Source organism: Burkholderia sp. Ax-1719 (genome assembly GCF_011753055.1).
GTDB lineage: Bacteria > Pseudomonadota > Gammaproteobacteria > Burkholderiales > Burkholderiaceae > Paraburkholderia.
In genome coordinates this window covers 261,572-279,219 of sequence record NZ_VWWJ01000006.1, presented here as the reverse complement: position 1 = coordinate 279,219, position 17,648 = coordinate 261,572, and the positions used below count along the sequence as shown (strand labels likewise).

Sequence of the window (17,648 nt, the reverse complement as noted above, 5' to 3'; positions counted from 1 at the left end):
TCAACATCGAAGTGTAACCATCATAGATACATTAATTTCGCGCGTCAAGCGGACACGGCTAGAGCGCGTCCACGCTCCTCACTGGCTCGAACCCGACGCGCCGCTGGCTGCCGCTGAACTGCTCGCGGCCCAGCGCTGCAAGGAGCGCCCGGCCAGCGACAGCCCCGTGCCGGTGGCCGCGGCGGCATTGCCCAGCAGCGCGTGCGCGGCGCTCGCCGCGTCGCGCCACTGACCGCGCGCCTGCGAGGCGAGTTCGTCGCTGGATGCATTGGCGCTGTTCGCGCTATCGGCAATCGACGCGCTTGCGCTATCGCTTTTCGACTGGATCTGCGCCTGCGTTTGCGACGCCGTTTCGTCGAGCTTCTGCTGCGCTGCGCCGATTTGCTGGTTCACGAAGCTGGCCGCCTTGTCGAGCGTCTGCGCCGCCTGCGCAGCGGCCTGGCTCGCCGCACTCTGGGCCGCCTGCTGCATCGCGTCGGCTGACTGCTTGCTGAGATCGGGCGCCGAGGCGCTCTGCTTGTCGCAGCCCGCGAGCGCGAGCGCCGCGCACACCAGAACCGGTACGCCTGCCCAACGTTGAGATAACTTCAAAGACATGGTCATCCTGAAAAAGACACCGCATTGAGCGGTTTGCAAAGATGAAAACGCGGCAATGATACGCTGCCGCGCCGCACCGATTCCTGCGCCACCAGCGAAAAACCCGCGCGTTCGAACACCGGGCGCGCCAGCGCACTGGCGTCGGTGTCGAGCGTGACGGCCTGCGCCTCGCGTGCGATGGCTTCGAGACGCGCGATGAGCGCCGAAGCCAGACCGCGCCGCGTCCACGCAGGCGCGACATACAGCATTTCCACGTGGTCGCCGGGAAAAAGCTGGCCAAACGCGGCGTATTCGGTCCCACTACACGCCACGATCGTCACGCCACGCGCCAGCCGTGCATCGAATTCATCGAGATCGTCCGCGCCCGAAGCCCACGCTTCGCGCTGCGCCGCATCGTAGTGCGATGCAGCAAGCGTCAGAATCGCCGCGCGAAACAGGCCGGCGAGCGGCTGTGCATCGCGACCCGGCTCGTAAGCGCGCCAGACAAGGGTTTCGGGCGCGCGATCAACAGCATGGCGAGGCGCTGCGGGCGGGTTCGTGAAATCGTCAATCATGCTGGAGTAGACTCCGGAAGCGCAATAACCGTTCCACCATCTCAACCAGGAGTCAAGCGATGGCAGTCAAGAAGATCCTCTTCCTCACGGGCGACTTTGCCGAAGACTATGAAACGATGGTGCCGTTTCAGGCACTCCAGGCGGTGGGCCACAAGGTGGATGCCGTGTGTCCGGGCAAAAAGTCCGGCGAGCGCATCAAGACCGCGATCCACGATTTCGAAGGCGATCAGACCTATACCGAAAAGCCTGGCCACCAGTTCGCGCTGAACGCGAGTTTCGACGAGATCGATCCGAAGAGCTACGACGCACTGGCCATCGCGGGCGGCCGCGCGCCCGAGTATCTGCGCCTGAATCCGAAAGTCATCGAAATCGTTCAATATTTCGCCGGCGCCAACAAGCCGATCGCGGCGATCTGCCACGCCGCGCAGTTGCTCGCCGCCGCCGAGGTGATTCGCGGCAAGCGCATTTCGGCCTATCCGGCCTGCGCGCCCGAAGTGCGTCTCGCGGGCGGCGAATATGCCGACATCGCCATCGACAGCGCCGTGACCGACGCCCCCTTCGTTACCGCGCCCGCCTGGCCCGCACACCCTGAATGGCTGCGCCAGTTCCTCGTGCTGCTCGGCACGCGCATCGAACCGTAAGACCGGCCGATAACGGCCGACTGACGCGTGCGCTTCGCCATCCGCCGAGCGTGCGCCTCTGACAATATTTAACGTAAGCGAGCGAAAATTAGGATCCTTCTGATGCCTCCATCGCTCTGCACTCCCGACAATAGTTTGTTCACGTATTGTCAAAGTATCGGAGTGTGTAGCGATGGCGCTCACAGACTGGGTGGTTCTTCTCGCGATTGCATTAATGGCAATCGCCTTCTTCTGCCGTCATTCGAACCGGCGCGGCACCTCGGCCGAACGGGCGCGCCACGTTCGTGGCCGACGCATGCTGATCCAGGCCGCCGTGGCCCTGTGGGCTGCGCTGGTGATGCTGCAGCGTACTTTCGCGGCGCCGGGCGAGATTCCTGTTGCGCCCTATTTGAGCCCGCGCGGCGCGCTGGCTGTCGTGTTCGTGCTTGCGGTTGTGGGCTGTCTGTGGTCGGTGCGCGGGCATCAGTTGCTCAAGCAACGTCGGCTATTCGCCTGTTAAATCGCGCCTGTTGAATCGCGCCGGCCAGATCCAGCCTGCGCAACAAACGTCAAGGCGCAGGCAGCGCGCCTCCGATAACGCCCCCCATTACGCCACCCGCGCCCCCTGCCACGGCCAGCTCCCTGGCCTCGTCCGCCTCACCGCCGCGCAATTCGCGCTCGTGCGCGGCCATCAACGCAGCAGCCTCACCCGGCGCGGGCGGCACGACCGCCAGCGCGTCGGGCAATGAGAGATAGAAGGTCGTGCCTTCGCCCTCAACGGATTCCACCCACACACGCCCACCGTGCCGCTCGACCATCCGCCGCACGAGCGCGAGACCGATGCCTTCGCCTGGCGCAACATTGCCGTGCATGCGCTGAAACGCCTGAAAAAGTCGCGGCAACGCGACTTCCGGAATCCCCAGGCCGTTGTCGCGCACGTAGAAGATCTGCAGCGATTCCACGCCCGGCGGTGCATTGGCCGTGCCGATCTCGACGCGCCCCTCGCGTGACGGATCGAGATAATTGAGCGCGTTGCCGATCAGATTCGCGAAGATCTGTTCCAGCGCAGTCGGGTCACCCCATACGGGCGGCAGCGTGCGCACGCTCACCTGCGCCTGACGCGCGCGCACGGAGGCATGCATCGCATCCACCACGCGCTGCACCAGTTCCTGAACATTGACGCGCTGACGCCGGTACTCCACGCGCCCAACGCGCGCGAGCCGCAGCAGCGCGTCGATGATGTGCGACGCGCGCAGCACGGCGGTCTGCAGATACCGCAAGGCTTCGGCGATATCTTCATTGATGACGCGCTCAACCCGCTCGCGCGCCTCGGGCGACAGCGAAGAGCGCGCCACGCGTTCGCGCAGATCGTCGCAAGCGTGCGTGAGTTCGCGCGAGAAACCCTGCAGGTTCACCAGCGGCGCGCGCAAGTCATGCGACACGCTGTGAATGAACATCTCGTTTTCCTGGGTCTGCTGGCGCAGGTTTTCGTTGATGGCCGCCAGTTGCTCGGCGCGGCGTGCGAGGTCGGCCTGGAAGCCCAGCCGCAGGCGTTCCGCCTCGACGAGGCGCTGGCTGATCTGATGCAGCGTGAGGTCGAGCTGGGCGATTTCATCGTTGCCGCTCGTGAGCGGCGCAAGCGGTTCGTTGCCCGCCAGCCGCCCGGCGTTGTCCGACAGCGCATCGAGCCGCCCACGCAAGCCGCGCGTGAACAGCGAAACCGAAAGCGCCACCAGCAGGATCGAGCCGATCACCGCCGCCATCACGAGGGTTTGCTGCTGCGCGCGCGCCTGTTCGGCGGCGCTCACGCGCGTCACGTCCAGGCGGCGCTCCTCGGTCTGGAAGGCGCTGACCTGCGTACGCACACGATCGAGCACATCGAAATCGGAGAAAGTGCGAAAGCGCTCGACGAGATCGGCGCGGCGGCCCGAATGCAGCAGATCCTGGATGCGGTCCGACCACTGCCGGTAGCTTTGCACCGCCTGGCGGATCTGTACGGCGCGCGCGACCTGCGAAGGATTGTCGGAAACGAGATCGACGAGCCGGTCGATGCGCCGGTCCACGTCCATCCAGGTGCCAACCGGCGTCGAAAAATGCGTGTCGCTGGCCGCCACGGCCCCGCGCAACCTGACCGACTCGACCAGCACCGGCTCCAGCACGCGGCCCGCCTGCGCGAGCACTTCCTGGCTGTGCTGTCCCATGCGCTCGGCGGCTTCCGCGTCGGCCTCGGCCTTGACGATGGCCGACAGCAAGGTCAACTCGAAAACAGCGGGAATCGCGATCAGCAACAGCCCTTTGGTGGTGAGGCGCATTGAGTGGCGGTTCGGAGCGTCCGGACGGCGGAAAGTGTCGATTCGCCATTATGTCGGCGTTTGCGCCCCGCGTGCGGCCTGGATGACAGACGAATGGCGCGAGATCGGAATTAAGCGGCTCCGGCCGCTGCCTGCGTGAAATCAAACGGGTCGCAGCGCGGGCGGCATTTCGACCTCCCAATTATTTCGATTAGCCGACAAGCAATTGATACAGAAAGGAAAAACGAATAAACAGCCCCAATATGGCGCGCCGCTTCACCACCTTTGCGCGCAAGCACTGCAATTGTGCCGAAGCGCACTGGAATCGCTTTGCACCAGCATGACACGCACGCGCAATGACAGCGCATCGCGAGCGGCCATCCGTTCCGCTCCGGTGCACGCGCGCACTGTCAGAATGCCCCGCCAGACGATCGCGTTCACCAAGCTGGCGCATAGTCGGCACATACCTGGCCCACATCTTGCTCATAACGCGCTCCTTTAGGGCAAACGCAGGACGCAAGGATGGACAATCTCAAAACCGGCACGGACACGCTTTTTCTGCTGCTCGGCGCCGCCATGGTGCTCGCGATGCACGCGGGCTTCGCGTTCCTCGAACTCGGCACCGTGCGCAAGAAGAATCAGGTCAATGCGCTCGTGAAAATCCTCGTCGACTTCTCGGTCTCGACGATTGCCTATTTCTTCATCGGCTACACGATCGCGTATGGCGTGCAGTTCTTCTCGCCCGCCTCCCTGCTCGCCGAACACAACGGCTATCAGCTGGTGCGCTTCTTCTTCCTGCTGACGTTCGCGGCGGCGATTCCGGCCATTGTTTCGGGCGGCATCGCCGAGCGCTCGAAATTCAATCCGCAACTGTTCGCCACTTTCGTGATCACGGGCTTTATCTATCCGTTCTTCGAAGGCATGGTCTGGAACAACCGGCTGGGTTTCGAGGACGCGATCACGCATGTCTTCGGTGCGCCGTTCCACGATTTCGCCGGCTCGGTGGTCGTGCATGCGTTCGGCGGCTGGGTCGCGTTGCCGGCCGTGATGCTGCTGGGCGCGCGACATGGCCGTTATTCGCGCGACGGACGCATCTCGGCGCATCCGCCGTCGAGCATTCCGTTTCTCGCGCTGGGCGCCTGGGTGCTGGCGGTGGGCTGGTTCGGCTTCAACGTGATGAGCGCGCAGACCATCGACAAGATCAGCGGCCTCGTCGCCGTGAATTCGCTGATGGCGATGGTGGGCGGCACCCTCTCGGCGTGGCTCGCAGGCCGCAACGATCCGGGCTTTACCTATAACGGGCCGCTCGCGGGGCTGGTCGCCGTGTGCGCGGGCTCGGACATCATGCATCCGCTCGGCGCGCTGGCCACGGGCGCAGTGGCGGGCGTGCTGTTCGTCTATATGTTCACCTGCGTGCAGAACCGCTGGCGCATCGACGACGTGCTCGGCGTGTGGCCGCTGCACGGTCTGTGCGGTGCGTGGGGCGGCATCGCGGCGGGGATTTTCGGCACGCGCGCGCTGGGCGGGATCGGCGGCGTGTCGCTGGGCGCGCAGATTGCCGGCACGCTGGCCGGCATCGTGATGGCGTCGGTGGGCGGCTTCGTCGTCTATGGCGTGCTGCGTGCGACCGTGGGCCTGCGCATCGATCAGGAAGACGAATACAACGGCGCGGATCTGTCGATTCACAAGATCACGGCGACGCCGGAGCGCGAATCGGTGTCGTGATCGATTCAATCTTCAAGGCTTGATGCCAATGTCAAAGGCGCGAGCGGTGGAAACCGCCCGCGCCTTTTCATTTGCGCGTGTCCACGCGCGCCGCTGCGACTACATCGCGCTCAAAGCTGGCTCATGCCGCCGTCGACGATGATTTCGGTGCCCACGATAAACGCCGACTCCGCCGCGCTCAGATGCAGCACCGTCGAAGCGAGTTCGGCGGCCGTGCCGAAACGGCCGAGCGGGATCTGCTTCGCGAGTTCGACCTTGGTGGCGTCGTCCATGCCGATCTTGCCGTGCAGCGGCGTGGTGACCGGGCCGGGGCTCACGACATTCACGCGCACGCCGCGCGGCAGCAGTTCCGCCGACAGCGTCTTCGCGAACGACACCAACGCCGCCTTGCTGGCCGCATACACCGAGGACGAAGGCATGCCGATATGCGCGTTGATCGAGCCGTTCAGCACAATCGAGGCGCCCGCGTTCAGCAGCGGCAACAGCGCCTGAATCTGGAAGTACGCGCCCTTCACGTTGATGTCGAAGCTTTCGTCCCAGAGCGCTTCGTCGACCTGATCGAACGGCGCGAACTTCGCCACGCCGGCGTTGATGAACACGGCGTCCAGACGCACACCCGCCTCGGCTAGCGCGGCGGCCAGTTCGCGCGACGCGGCTGGCGATGCGGCGTCGTTGCGATACGCGAGCGCGTTTGCGCCCAGCGTCTGGCGCGCGGCGGCCAGCGCCGCTTCATCGCGACCCGTGACGACGACGCGTGCGCCTTCGGCCGCATAGGCCTGGGCGGTGGCAAGACCGATGCCGCTGGTGCCGCCGGTGACGAGGACAGTTTTGTTGGCAAAGCGATTCATGACGTTTCTCCGGTTTGGAAGCGTGGTCCGTGCTGGACCGTAACGTCATGGTGCCGGGAACGACGTGCGTTGCCGTACGAGCTTGCCGATGAACACATTCGAAATTTTCGAACGTTTCTGGTTCTGCCTCCTCAGGCGCTCACCTCGATCCCCTTGACGAGCCGCCCGGCCAGGCGCGGCTGGCGCAACTGCTCGATCCACCATTGCAGCGCGCGGCCCGGCCGTTCGGCGCGCCACGCCACGTAGAGCACGTTCGGCTCGCGCGGGCTCGCGGTTTCCTTCTCGATGAGTTCGCCGCTCGCCAGCAGCCTGGCGGCGCGCTCGCGCGGCACCCAGCCTACGCCCAGGCCGTCGCGCTGCGCGAGGATCTTGGCGCGCATGGTCGGCACCGCCAGCACGTCCTGACCGCCGAGCAGCCCGTAGGCACGCCCCGGCGTATGCCGCGACGAATCGGCCACCGCCACGCCGCGCTCGGCAAGAATGCGCTCGCGCGTGAGCGGCCCGGCAGCGCCGGCCAGCGGATGGCGCGCGCCCACCGCGAACACCCACTCCATCACGCCCAGTTCGAACCAGTGCAGCCCGGCGATGGCGGGCGGCTCGTTGGTCGCGCCGATGATCAGATCGGCGCGGCCATCGCGCAGCGCTTCCCAGGTGCCCGCCAGCACCTCGTGCGTGAAGCGCAGCCTGACGCCCGATTCGAGCGCATCGAAATCGCGCACCACCGGCATCAGCAATTCAAATTCGAGGATTTCGTCCGTGACGATCCAGAGGCGGTCTTCCCAGCCGTTCGCCACCTGGCGCACGCGCTGCGTCATGCGCGCGACGTCCTGCATCAGCCGCCCTGCTTCATCGGCGAGCAGTTGTCCGGCGGGCGTGAGTTGCAGGCGGTAATTGCGACGATCGAACAGCAGCGCGTCAAAGCGGGCTTCCAGTTGACGGGCGGCATGCGAAACCGTCGAAGGCGCTTTGTTCAGGCGCGCGGCGGCACGCGACAGACTGCCGCTTTCGCGTATTGCTTCGAGCAAGGCAAGTTCATCTTCGGATAACATGTGCCGCTCCATCGAACGGTTGAGCGGCGATAGTACGGCAAAGCTCGCCGAACGATTCGGATAACAGGTATTGCCGGACCCATAAGAAGCAGAATTGCGGGACCGTGTGCGCTGGCGCACGCGAAAAAAAAGCGCCACGTGTGAACGTGACGCTTTGAAAAGTTCTAGCCATTCCGAGGGCCGTGCTAGAACCTGAGAGCCGGTAATCGACCGCTGGATGGGGCCGGCAGCAAATCGTAATGGGGGAATTGCAACTTATGCGTTATGCATAACCCGAGGCACTTAAAAACCCCGCAAGGTTCGCGAGGTCTTGGGTTCAGGCCGATGCTTCAAACGTCATCGAATCAATTCAAACCCTTGCCATACGACTGCGCCATGACCGCCGAAACCGAAACAACGCGCAATATTGGTGCAAAAAAGCTGAAATCGTTGCTCGCTGTCAGGATTTCAGATCCTGTCGAAATTAGATTCCATTTTTTACCCATATGCTGACTAAGTCAAGCAAAATCTCGCCAGATTACGCGAACTATCAAACATAACCGATTATGTTTTTTAGATATCGATGTGGCCCGCGTTTCCCCGTGCTGTGCGGCTTTCGTCCGACAGTTGGGCTTTGCGCCGGGATTTCGCCCCGTCTGCTATGCGTATCGAGTTTGCACACGATGCAATAAAAGTTGAAATAGTGTTCCAGAAAACACACACAACAAGACGACAAACCAACAATCACACCTGAGAGCTTTGCCGATGACCTCCAACTCCCCCTCCCGCAGCGAAGCGGCGCGGGACTCGAAAGACGGCAGCGCCGACGAAGTCACGGCGCTGGCGCGCGGCCTGACGGTCCTGCGCGCGATTGCCGCTGCTGAAACGCCGCTCGGCAATCGCGAACTGACGGAGCTTACCGGTATTCCCAAAGCGACGCTTTCGCGCCTGACAGGCACGCTCGTCTCGACCGGTTTCCTGGCCCGCCTGCCCGACAGCGAACGCTTCGTGCTGACTTCGTCGGTGCTGGAGCTGTCCAGCGGCTTCCTGCGCAACGCCGATCTGCGCGAGCGCGCCCGCCCCTTCCTTACGCGCCTGGCCGAGCGCACCGCGCTCTCCGTGCACCTCGCCGTGCGCGACCGCCTGGACATGGTGGTGATCGACGCCATCCGGCCGCGTTCGGCCGTGCTGGTTTCGCGCCTCGAAGTAGGCTCGCGGATCGACATGAGCCGCACCGCCGTGGGCCGAGCCTATCTGGTCGCGCTCGACGCCGATTCGCGCGCCGAACTGACCACGGCCCTGCAGGCCGCAGCCGGCAACGACTGGGGCTTCGTCAGCAGCCGTATGGACGCCGCGCTCGCGGAGACCGCGTCGCAGGGCTACGCCATGGCCATCGGCGAATGGTACGAAGGCCTGAACGCCATCGCCGGCGCCTTTGCCGGGCCCAATGGCGAGCTCTATGCCATCAATTGCGGCGGCGCGGCCCAGCAATGCCCGCGCGACTGGCTCGTCTCGCATGCGATGCCGCTGCTGCGCGAATGCGTCGAGCGCATCGCGGAAGAGATCGGCGGCACGGCGCTCCTGCCAGCGCCCATCCGACCCGCGCCGCATTCCCGCTGATCATCCTGTCACCGATCCTCGACACCCTGACGCCCAATTTCTTACACAACGAAGATACGACCTGTAACCTCCGTAACGCCTCGAAAGAAACGGCACTGGACGGTAACAAAGGGCGCAACGTAGCATCATGCTTTTCAGGTGGCGTGAGCCGCTGGTAAGGTGTCGGTCAGTCATTAGTACGCCGTCGCAAACGCAGACAGGTGTCTGTGAGTGCGTGGCGCATCCCGGGGAACAGCACGCAAGCGGCAGGACCGTAACCGCATCGGTCTGGCGCATGCTCGCCACGGTGTCCGTCGCGCCTTGCGCCGCCGACCTGCCGTCGTTCCCCCTCCGCCAGCCCGCCCCTCCAGGCCAGCCAGCCACGTCAGGCCTGCCAGCCGTCACCTGACATCAAGCTTGCGCGCATCTCGCGTAGCATCGGCAACCGCGGCTGCGTGCGCAGCCTTTGCCTTTCGCTAGCACGCGCCAATCCGCTCAACCGACAAGCACGTCTCAAAGCACGTCACCGTTACTCGCAACCGACCTGACCGATGGATCAACAAGAAAAGCGCCCGGATTCCCCTCGTCGAGACACGCCGTCCTCTCCCGCCACGGGCGGCCCGGCGCCGCGCAAGAGCCGCGGCAAGCTGATTGCGATCGCGGTCGTGTTGATCGTCGCGGCCATCGTGCTGCTGCGCTGGCAGCCGTGGAGCCGCAGTGCGAACGGCGGCGCAGGCGCATCCAATGCGGCAAGCGGCGGCGGTGGCGGGCGTCACGGCGGACGCAGCGGCGGCGGCGCATTCGCCAACCAGCCGCAGCCCGTGAGCGTGGCCACGGCCGCCTCCGGCGATATGCCGATCGTCATCACCGCGCTCGGCACGGTCACGCCGCTGGCCGACGTCACGGTGCGCACGCAACTATCGGGCACGCTGCAGAGCGTCAATTTCCAGGAAGGCCAGATGGTCAAGCAGGGCGACGTGCTCGCCCAGATCGACCCGCGCCCCTACCAGATCTCGCTGGCCAACGCCGAAGGCCAGCTCGCGCGCGACCAGGCGCTGCTCGCCACGGCGCGCCTGGACCTCAAGCGCTACCAGACCCTGCTCTCGCAGGACTCGATCGCAAGCCAGCAGGTCGATACGCAAGCCTCGCTCGTCAAGCAGTACGAAGGCACGGTCAAATCCGATCAGGCCAATATCGACACCTACAAGCTCGACCTCACCTATGCGCGCATCACCGCGCCGGTGTCGGGTCGCGTCGGCCTGCGTCAGGTCGATCCGGGCAACTATGTGACCTCGGGCGATACCAACGGCATCGTCGTGCTCACGCAGTTGCAGCCGATCAGCGTGATCTTCACGACTTCGGAAGACAATCTGCCGTCGATCATGAAGCAACTGCACGCGGGCACGAAGATGTCCGTGGCGGCCTACGACCGCAGCAATACCACGCTGCTGGAAAACGGCTTCGTACAGACCATCGACAACCAGATCGACACCACGACGGGCACCGTGAAGCTGCGCGCAAGCTTCGCCAATGACGACCAGTCGCTGTTCCCGAACCAGTTCGTCAATGCGCGCCTGCTTGTGGATACGATCCACAACGCCGTGATCGTGCCGACTTCGGCCGTGCTCAACGGCTCGCAAGGGCAGTACGTCTATGTGGTGAAGCCCGACAACACCGTCACGGTGCGCGTGGTCAAGGTCGGCCCGATCGACGCCGAACGCACCAGCATCGCCTCGGGTCTCGCCGTGGGCGAGCGCGTGGTGATCGACGGTTCGGACCGTCTGCGCGAAGGCGCGAAGATCACGATTCCCGCCGCGCACCCGAAGCATGCTTCGGGTGCCTCGGGTGCTTCAGGAGCCAATGCGGCTTCCGGCGCCCACCACGGCCACCGCCGCCACGCCTCTGAGACTTCGGGCCAGTAAGCCGCATGAATCCGTCCCGCGCCTTTATCCTGCGCCCGGTCGGCACGGCGCTGCTCATGGCGGCGATCATGCTGGTCGGTCTCGTCGCGCTGCGTTTCCTGCCGCTGTCCGCGCTGCCTGAAGTCGATTACCCGACCATCCAGGTGCAGACCTTCTATCCGGGCGCGAGCCCGGACGTGATGACGTCCTCCGTGACCGCGCCGCTCGAACGCCAGTTCGGGCAGATGCCGTCGCTCAACCAGATGTCGTCGCAAAGCTCGGCGGGCTCGTCGGTGATCACGCTGCAGTTCAGCCTCGATCTGCCGCTCGATATCGCCGAGCAGGAAGTGCAGGCCGCCATCAACGCGGCCGGCAACCTGCTGCCGTCCGACCTGCCCGCGCCGCCGATTTACGCCAAGGTCAACCCGGCCGACGCGCCGATCATCACGCTCGCCATCACCTCGAAGACGCTGCCGCTCACGCAAATCCAGGATCTCGCCGATACGCGCCTCGCGCAAAAGATTTCGCAGGTAGCGGGCGTGGGTCTGGTGAGCCTGTCGGGCGGCCAGCGCCCGGCCGTGCGGATTCAGGCGAACCCGCGCGCGCTCGCGGCCTATGGCCTGAATCTGGACGACCTGCGCACCAGCATTTCGAACCTCAACGTCAACACGCCGAAGGGCAACTTCGACGGCCCGACGCGCGCCTACACCATCAACGCCAACGACCAGCTGACCGACGCCGACGCCTACAAGGACGCCGTCATCGCCTATCGCAACGGTCGGCCGGTGATGCTCACGGACGTCGCCAACATCATCCAGGGCGCGGAGAACACCAAGCTCGGCGCATGGGTGGACGACACGCCCGCGATCATCCTGAACGTGCAGCGCCAGCCCGGCGCGAACGTGATCGCGGTGGTGGACAACATCAAGGCGCTGCTGCCGCAGTTGCAGGAGTCGCTGCCGCAATCGCTCGACGTGCAGATCGTCACTGACCGCACCACCACGATCCGCGCCTCGGTGCGCGACGTGCAGTTCGAACTGCTGATGTCGGTCGTGCTGGTGGTGCTGGTCATGTACCTGTTCCTCGCCAACATCTACGCGACCATCATCCCGAGTCTCTCCGTGCCGCTCTCGCTGATCGGCACGCTCGCGGTGATGTATCTGTGCGGCTTCTCGCTCGACAACCTCTCGCTGATGGCGCTGACCATCGCCACCGGCTTCGTGGTGGACGACGCGATCGTCATGATCGAGAACATCGCGCGCTACGTGGAGGACGGCGAAACGCCGCTCGAAGCGGCGCTCAAGGGCTCAAAGCAGATCGGCTTCACCATTATTTCGCTGACGGTATCGCTGATCGCCGTGCTGATCCCGCTGCTCTTCATGGGCGACGTGGTCGGGCGTCTGTTCCACGAATTCGCCATTACGCTGGCCGTGACGATCGTGATTTCGGCGGTGGTGTCGCTCACGCTGGTGCCGATGATGTGCGCGAAGATGCTGCGCCACACGCCGCCCACCGAGAGCCGCCGCTTCGAGACGCGCGTGCACGCGTTCTTCGAATACATCATTGGCCGTTACGGCGTGGCGCTCGACTGGGTGCTGGCGCGCCAGCGCCTCACGCTGCTGGTGTTCGCCATCACGCTGGTGCTCACGGGCTTTCTTTACGTGGTGGTGCCCAAGGGCTTCTTCCCGGTGCAGGACACCGGCGTGATCCAGGCGATCACGCAGGCGCCGCAGTCGGTCTCCTATGCGTCGATGGCCGAACGCCAGCAGGCGCTCGCCAACGAGATCCTCAAGAACGAGAACGTAGAAAGCCTGACCTCGTTCATCGGCGTCGACGGTTCGAACATCACGCTCAATAGCGGGCGAATGCTCATCAACCTGAAACCGCGCGACGACCGCAGCGAAACCGCGAGCGAGATCATCCGCGATCTGCAGCAATCGACCTCGCACGTGGCGGGCGCGACGCTCTTCATGCAGCCGGTGCAGGATCTGACCATCGACTCTACCGTCAGCCCCACGCAATACCAGTTCATGCTGACGACGCCCAACATCCAGGACTTCACGACCTGGGTGCCCAAGCTCGTGCGCCGCCTGCAACAGGTGCCGGAACTCGCCGATGTGGCCACCGATCTGCAGGATCAGGGCTCGTCCGTGTTCATCGAGATCGACCGCGCAAGCGCGGCGCGCTACGGCATCACGCCCGCGACCGTGGACAACGCGCTCTACGACGCCTACGGCCAGCGCATCATCTCGACCATCTTCACGCAGTCGAACCAGTACCGCGTGATCCTGGAAGCCGACCCGGTGATGCAGCACTACACCGATTCGCTGAACTCGATCTACCTGCCCTCTTCCACGTCGACGACCGGCCAGGTGCCGCTGTCGGCCATTGCGAAGTTCCACGAGCGGCCCGCGCCGCTGCTGGTCTCGCATCTGTCGCAGTTCCCGGCCACCACGGTGTCGTTCAACCTCGCGCCGGGCGCTTCGCTGGGCGCGGCGGTCAAGGCGATCCAGCAGGCGGAGCAGGATATCGGGCTGCCGGGTTCGTTCCAGACGCGCTTCCAGGGCGCGGCGCTTGCGTTCCAGGCGTCGCTGTCGAACGAACTGTTCCTGATCCTCGCGGCCATCGTGACGATGTATATCGTGCTAGGCGTGCTGTACGAGAGCTTCGTGCATCCGATCACGATTCTCTCCACGCTGCCGTCGGCGGGCATCGGCGCGCTGCTTGCGCTGATGATCACCGGGCACGATCTGGACATCATCGGCATCATCGGCATCGTGCTTTTGATCGGCATCGTCAAGAAGAACGCGATCATGATGATCGACTTCGCGCTCGACGCCGAACGCAACGAAGGCAAGCCGCCGCGCGAAGCCATCTATCAGGCGTGTCTGCTGCGTTTCCGCCCGATCATGATGACGACGATGGCGGCGTTGCTCGGCGCGCTGCCGCTGATGCTCGGCACCGGCGCGGGTTCGGAATTGCGCCGGCCGCTGGGGATTGCGATTGCGGGCGGTCTGATCGTGTCGCAGGCGCTCACGCTGTTCACGACGCCGGTGATCTACCTGGCCTTCGATTCGCTCGCAGCGCGCATGCGCAAGCGCTTTGGCGGTGGCTCGAATTCAACCCCGCCTGCGCCTTCGGCTGACGCGGAGTGATGACGCGATGAACCTCTCGCGCCCCTTCATTTCGCGCCCCGTCGCCACCACGCTGCTGGCGCTGGGCATCGCGCTGGCCGGCCTGTTCGCCTTCACGAAGCTGCCGGTCGCGCCGCTGCCCCAGGTGGATTTCCCGACCATCTCGGTGCAGGCGTCGCTGCCGGGCGCGAGCCCGGAAACCGTGGCGACCAGCGTGGCGAGCCCGCTGGAGCGCCACCTCGGTTCGATCGCCGATGTGAGCGAGATGACCTCGCAAAGCTCGGTGGGCAGCACGCGCATCACGCTGCAGTTCGGCCTGAACCGCGACATCGACGGCGCGGCGCGCGACGTGCAGGCCGCCATCAACGCCGCCCGCGCCGACCTGCCGACGTCCCTGCGCTCGAATCCCACCTACCACAAGGTCAATCCCGCCGACGCGCCGATCCTGATCCTCGCGCTCACCTCGCCCACGCTCAGCGCGGGCCAGCTCTACGATTCCGCGGCCACGGTGCTGCAACAGTCGCTCTCGCAGGTGGACGGCATCGGCGAAGTGGACGTGAGCGGCTCGGCCAATCCCGCCGTGCGCGTGGAGCTGGAGCCGCACGCGCTGTTCCACTACGGCATCGGTCTGGAAGACGTGCGCGCGGCGCTCGCCTCCGCGAACGCGAACAGCCCGAAGGGCGACATCGAATTCGGCCCGCAGCGCTTCCAGCTGTACACCAACGACCAGGCCAGCAAGGCGAGCCAGTACAAGGACCTCGTGATCGCTTACCGCAACAACGCGGGCGTGAAGCTTTCGGACGTGGGCGAAGTGGTCGATTCGGTGGAAGACCTGCGCAACCTGGGGCTCGCCAACGGCAAACGTTCGGTGCTGGTGATCCTCTACCGCCAGCCCGGCGCGAACATCATCGAGACCGTCGACCGCGTGATCGCGATGCTGCCGCAGTTGAAAGCCTCGCTGCCCGCCGACGTCGAAGTGATCCCCACTTCCGACCGCTCGGTCACGATCCGCTCCTCGCTCAAGGACACCGAGCGCACGCTCATCATCGCCGTGGCGCTGGTCGTGATGGTGGTGTTCCTGTTCCTGCGCAACTGGCGCGCGACGCTGATCCCAAGCGTTGCCGTGCCGATCTCGATCATCGGCACCTTCGCGGCCATGTATCTGATGGGCTTCTCGCTCGACAACCTCTCGCTGATGGCGCTGACCATCGCGACGGGCTTCGTGGTCGACGACGCCATCGTGGTGCTGGAAAACATCTCGCGTCACATCGAGAACGGCAAAACGCGCATGGAAGCGGCCTTGATCGGCGCACGCGAAGTGGGCTTCACGGTGCTATCGATCAGCGTCTCGCTGGTGGCCGTGTTCCTGCCGATCCTGCTGATGGGCGGCATCGTCGGGCGCCTGTTCCGCGAATTCGCGCTCACGCTGTCGCTCGCGATTGCGGTGTCGCTGGCCGTTTCGCTCACGCTCACGCCGATGATGTGCTCGCGCCTGCTCGACGAGCACCACGAAAAGAAAGAAGAAGGCCGCTTCGCGCAGTGGCTCGAACACGGCTTCCTGCGCCTGCAGGGCGGCTACGAGCGCACGCTCGGCTGGGCGCTGGCGCGTCCGCTGCTGATCCTGCTGATCCTGATCGCCACCATCGCGCTGAACGTCGTGCTCTACGTGATCGTGCCCAAAGGCTTCTTCCCGCAGCAGGACACCGGGCGGCTGGTCGGCGGCATTCAGGCGGACCAGTCCACCTCGTTCCAGGCCATGAAAGGGAAGTTCGCCGAGATGCAGCGCATCGTGCAGGCGAACCCCGCCGTCGATTCGGTCGCGGGCTTCACGGGCGGCCACGCAACCAACGCCGGCTTTATGTTCATTTCGCTCAAGCCCAAGAGCGAGCGCAAGCTGTCCGCCGACGAAGTGATCGCGCAATTGCGCGGGCCGCTGTCGAACGTGGCGGGCGCGCGCACCTTCCTGCAGGCCGTGCAGGACATCCGCGTGGGCGGCCGGCAATCGAATGCGCAGTATCAGTTCACGCTGCTCGCCGACAACACCACCGACCTCTACAAGTGGGGGCCGAAGCTCACGGAAGCGCTGCAGGCGCGCCCCGAACTCGCGGACGTGAATTCGGACCAGCAGCAAGGCGGACTGGAGTCGATGGTGACGATCGACCGCAAGAGCGCCGCGCGCCTGAACATCACGCCTTCGCAGATCGACAACACGCTCTATGACGCGTTCGGCCAGCGCCAGGTCTCGACGATCTACAACCCGCTCAACCAGTATCACGTCGTGATGGAAGTCGCGCCGCAATACTGGCAGAGCCCGGAAATGCTCAACCAGATCTGGGTCAGTACCTCGGGCGGCACGGCGAGCGGCGCGCAAAGCACCAACGCGACGGCGGGCACGGTCACCGGCCCCACCGCCACCACGTCGAGCGCATCGACGGGCGGCACGAGCGGCACCACCTCATCGAGCGCCGCGGCGCTGGCCGCCGACTCCGCGCGCAACCTGGCGACCAACTCGCTCGCCGCCAGCGGCAAGTCGAGCGCGTCCTCGGGCGCGGCGGTGTCCACCGCGAAGGAAACGATGATCCCGCTCTCGGCGATTGCCTCGTTCGGGCCCGGCACGACGCCACTTTCGGTGAATCACCAGAGCCAGTTCGTGGCCTCGACGATCTCGTTCAACCTGCCGCCGGGCAAGTCGCTCTCGGACGCGACGCAAGCGATCTACGACACGATGGCCGAAATCGGCATGCCGCAGACCATCCACGGCAGCTTCCAGGGTACGGCGCAGGCGTTCCAGCAATCGCTCGACAACCAGCCGATCCTGATCCTGGCCGCGCTGCTGGCCGTCTATATCGTGCTAGGGATCCTGTACGAGAGCTATATCCATCCGCTGACGATTCTCTCGACGCTGCCTTCGGCGGGCGTGGGCGCCCTGCTCGCACTGCTGCTCTTCAAGACGGAATTCAGCATCATTGCGCTGATCGGCGTGATCCTGCTGATCGGCATCGTCAAGAAGAACGCGATCATGATGGTGGACTTCGCCATCGAGGCGTCGCGCCAAGGCCTGAATTCGCGCGATGCGATCTTCCAGGCGTGTCTGCTGCGCTTCCGGCCGATCATGATGACGACGTTCGCGGCCCTGCTGGGCGCGCTGCCGCTGGCGTTCGGCAGCGGCGAAGGCGCGGAACTGCGCGCGCCGCTGGGGATTTCCATCGTCGGCGGGCTGATCGTGAGCCAGATGCTCACGCTCTATACGACGCCGGTGGTGTACCTGTATATGGACCGCCTGCGCGTCTGGTGGGACGCGAAACGCGGCAAGATCGCACCGCCGCCGCGGGCGGTCGAATGAGCGTTTGA

At 64.9% G+C, this 17,648-nt stretch carries 13 protein-coding genes; 7 read left to right on the top strand and 6 right to left on the bottom strand.

All coding sequences use genetic code 11. From position 1 onward, the window contains the following. Positions 1-78 precede the first annotated feature (78 nt). Positions 79-597 (bottom strand): hypothetical protein, encoded by a 519-nt coding sequence (locus F3J17_RS14650; RefSeq protein ID WP_167059507.1) that lies wholly within the window; start codon positions 595-597, stop codon positions 79-81. 2 nt (positions 598-599) lie between these two features. Further along, positions 600-1,151, bottom strand: coding sequence for a GNAT family N-acetyltransferase (locus F3J17_RS14645; RefSeq protein WP_167059504.1), 552 nt, complete (start codon positions 1,149-1,151; stop codon positions 600-602). A 59-nt stretch (positions 1,152-1,210) separates the two neighbouring features. On the opposite strand from F3J17_RS14645, the gene F3J17_RS14640 reads away from it, so the two are divergent. Together F3J17_RS14640 and F3J17_RS14635 are read left to right on the top strand one after the other, a co-directional pair. Next, on the top strand, positions 1,211-1,792 hold the full coding sequence (locus F3J17_RS14640) for a DJ-1/PfpI family protein (RefSeq protein ID WP_167059502.1): 582 nt from the start codon (positions 1,211-1,213) through the stop codon (positions 1,790-1,792). A gap of 214 nt (positions 1,793-2,006) precedes the next feature. Then, the gene (locus tag F3J17_RS14635) at positions 2,007-2,291 is read left to right on the top strand and encodes a hypothetical protein (RefSeq protein WP_240160978.1); all 285 of its coding nucleotides are present in this window, start codon (positions 2,007-2,009) and stop codon (positions 2,289-2,291) included. A gap of 49 nt (positions 2,292-2,340) precedes the next feature. On the opposite strand, the gene F3J17_RS14630 is transcribed toward F3J17_RS14635, so the two are convergent. Both F3J17_RS14630 and F3J17_RS14625 read right to left on the bottom strand, forming a co-directional pair. Continuing rightward, entirely contained in the window at positions 2,341-4,083 is a 1,743-nt protein-coding gene (locus tag F3J17_RS14630) for an ATP-binding protein (protein WP_167059496.1), read from the bottom strand. Between the two features lie 190 nt (positions 4,084-4,273). Further along, positions 4,274-4,549, bottom strand: coding sequence for a hypothetical protein (locus F3J17_RS14625; protein ID WP_167059493.1), 276 nt, complete (start codon positions 4,547-4,549; stop codon positions 4,274-4,276). A gap of 35 nt (positions 4,550-4,584) precedes the next feature. Here F3J17_RS14625 and F3J17_RS14620 point away from each other — a divergent pair, with 35 nt between their 5' ends. Next, complete coding sequence (locus F3J17_RS14620; protein ID WP_167059490.1) at positions 4,585-5,787, top strand: ammonium transporter; 1,203 nt, start codon at positions 4,585-4,587, stop codon at positions 5,785-5,787. Between the two features lie 110 nt (positions 5,788-5,897). Here the strand turns inward: F3J17_RS14620 and F3J17_RS14615 are convergent, their stop codons facing one another. Together F3J17_RS14615 and F3J17_RS14610 are read right to left on the bottom strand one after the other, a co-directional pair. After that, the gene (locus tag F3J17_RS14615) at positions 5,898-6,635 is read right to left on the bottom strand and encodes an SDR family oxidoreductase (protein ID WP_167059487.1); all 738 of its coding nucleotides are present in this window, start codon (positions 6,633-6,635) and stop codon (positions 5,898-5,900) included. Between the two features lie 131 nt (positions 6,636-6,766). Then, complete coding sequence (locus F3J17_RS14610; RefSeq protein ID WP_167059484.1) at positions 6,767-7,684, bottom strand: LysR substrate-binding domain-containing protein; 918 nt, start codon at positions 7,682-7,684, stop codon at positions 6,767-6,769. Between the two features lie 744 nt (positions 7,685-8,428). On the opposite strand from F3J17_RS14610, the gene F3J17_RS14605 reads away from it, so the two are divergent. The 4 genes from F3J17_RS14605 (at position 8,429) to F3J17_RS14590 (ending at position 17,640) form a co-directional block, all read left to right on the top strand. Beyond that, complete coding sequence (locus tag F3J17_RS14605; RefSeq protein ID WP_167059481.1) at positions 8,429-9,283, top strand: IclR family transcriptional regulator; 855 nt, start codon at positions 8,429-8,431, stop codon at positions 9,281-9,283. A gap of 530 nt (positions 9,284-9,813) precedes the next feature. Continuing rightward, on the top strand, positions 9,814-11,184 hold the full coding sequence (locus F3J17_RS14600; protein WP_167059478.1) for an MdtA/MuxA family multidrug efflux RND transporter periplasmic adaptor subunit: 1,371 nt from the start codon (positions 9,814-9,816) through the stop codon (positions 11,182-11,184). 5 nt (positions 11,185-11,189) lie between these two features. Beyond that, complete coding sequence (locus tag F3J17_RS14595; protein ID WP_167059476.1) at positions 11,190-14,318, top strand: MdtB/MuxB family multidrug efflux RND transporter permease subunit; 3,129 nt, start codon at positions 11,190-11,192, stop codon at positions 14,316-14,318. Between the two features lie 7 nt (positions 14,319-14,325). Continuing rightward, the gene (locus F3J17_RS14590) at positions 14,326-17,640 is read left to right on the top strand and encodes an efflux RND transporter permease subunit (RefSeq protein ID WP_167059473.1); all 3,315 of its coding nucleotides are present in this window, start codon (positions 14,326-14,328) and stop codon (positions 17,638-17,640) included. Positions 17,641-17,648 lie beyond the last annotated feature (8 nt).

Excerpts from the sequence above, each read along its gene's own strand:
- F3J17_RS14590 (WP_167059473.1), top strand. The coding sequence starts at position 14,326 with ATGAACCTCTCGCGCCCCTTCATTTCGCGCCCCGTCGCCACCACGCTG.
- F3J17_RS14635 (WP_240160978.1), top strand. The coding sequence starts at position 2,007 with ATGGCAATCGCCTTCTTCTGCCGTCATTCGAACCGGCGCGGCACCTCG.
- F3J17_RS14595 (WP_167059476.1), top strand. The coding sequence starts at position 11,190 with ATGAATCCGTCCCGCGCCTTTATCCTGCGCCCGGTCGGCACGGCGCTG.
- F3J17_RS14640 (WP_167059502.1), top strand. The coding sequence starts at position 1,211 with ATGGCAGTCAAGAAGATCCTCTTCCTCACGGGCGACTTTGCCGAAGAC.
- F3J17_RS14630 (WP_167059496.1), bottom strand. The coding sequence starts at position 4,083 with ATGCGCCTCACCACCAAAGGGCTGTTGCTGATCGCGATTCCCGCTGTT.
- F3J17_RS14620 (WP_167059490.1), top strand. The coding sequence starts at position 4,585 with ATGGACAATCTCAAAACCGGCACGGACACGCTTTTTCTGCTGCTCGGC.
- F3J17_RS14610 (WP_167059484.1), bottom strand. The coding sequence starts at position 7,684 with ATGTTATCCGAAGATGAACTTGCCTTGCTCGAAGCAATACGCGAAAGC.
- F3J17_RS14605 (WP_167059481.1), top strand. The coding sequence starts at position 8,429 with ATGACCTCCAACTCCCCCTCCCGCAGCGAAGCGGCGCGGGACTCGAAA.
- F3J17_RS14615 (WP_167059487.1), bottom strand. The coding sequence starts at position 6,635 with ATGAATCGCTTTGCCAACAAAACTGTCCTCGTCACCGGCGGCACCAGC.
- F3J17_RS14600 (WP_167059478.1), top strand. The coding sequence starts at position 9,814 with ATGGATCAACAAGAAAAGCGCCCGGATTCCCCTCGTCGAGACACGCCG.
- F3J17_RS14650 (WP_167059507.1), bottom strand. The coding sequence starts at position 597 with ATGTCTTTGAAGTTATCTCAACGTTGGGCAGGCGTACCGGTTCTGGTG.
- F3J17_RS14625 (WP_167059493.1), bottom strand. The coding sequence starts at position 4,549 with ATGAGCAAGATGTGGGCCAGGTATGTGCCGACTATGCGCCAGCTTGGT.
- F3J17_RS14645 (WP_167059504.1), bottom strand. The coding sequence starts at position 1,151 with ATGATTGACGATTTCACGAACCCGCCCGCAGCGCCTCGCCATGCTGTT.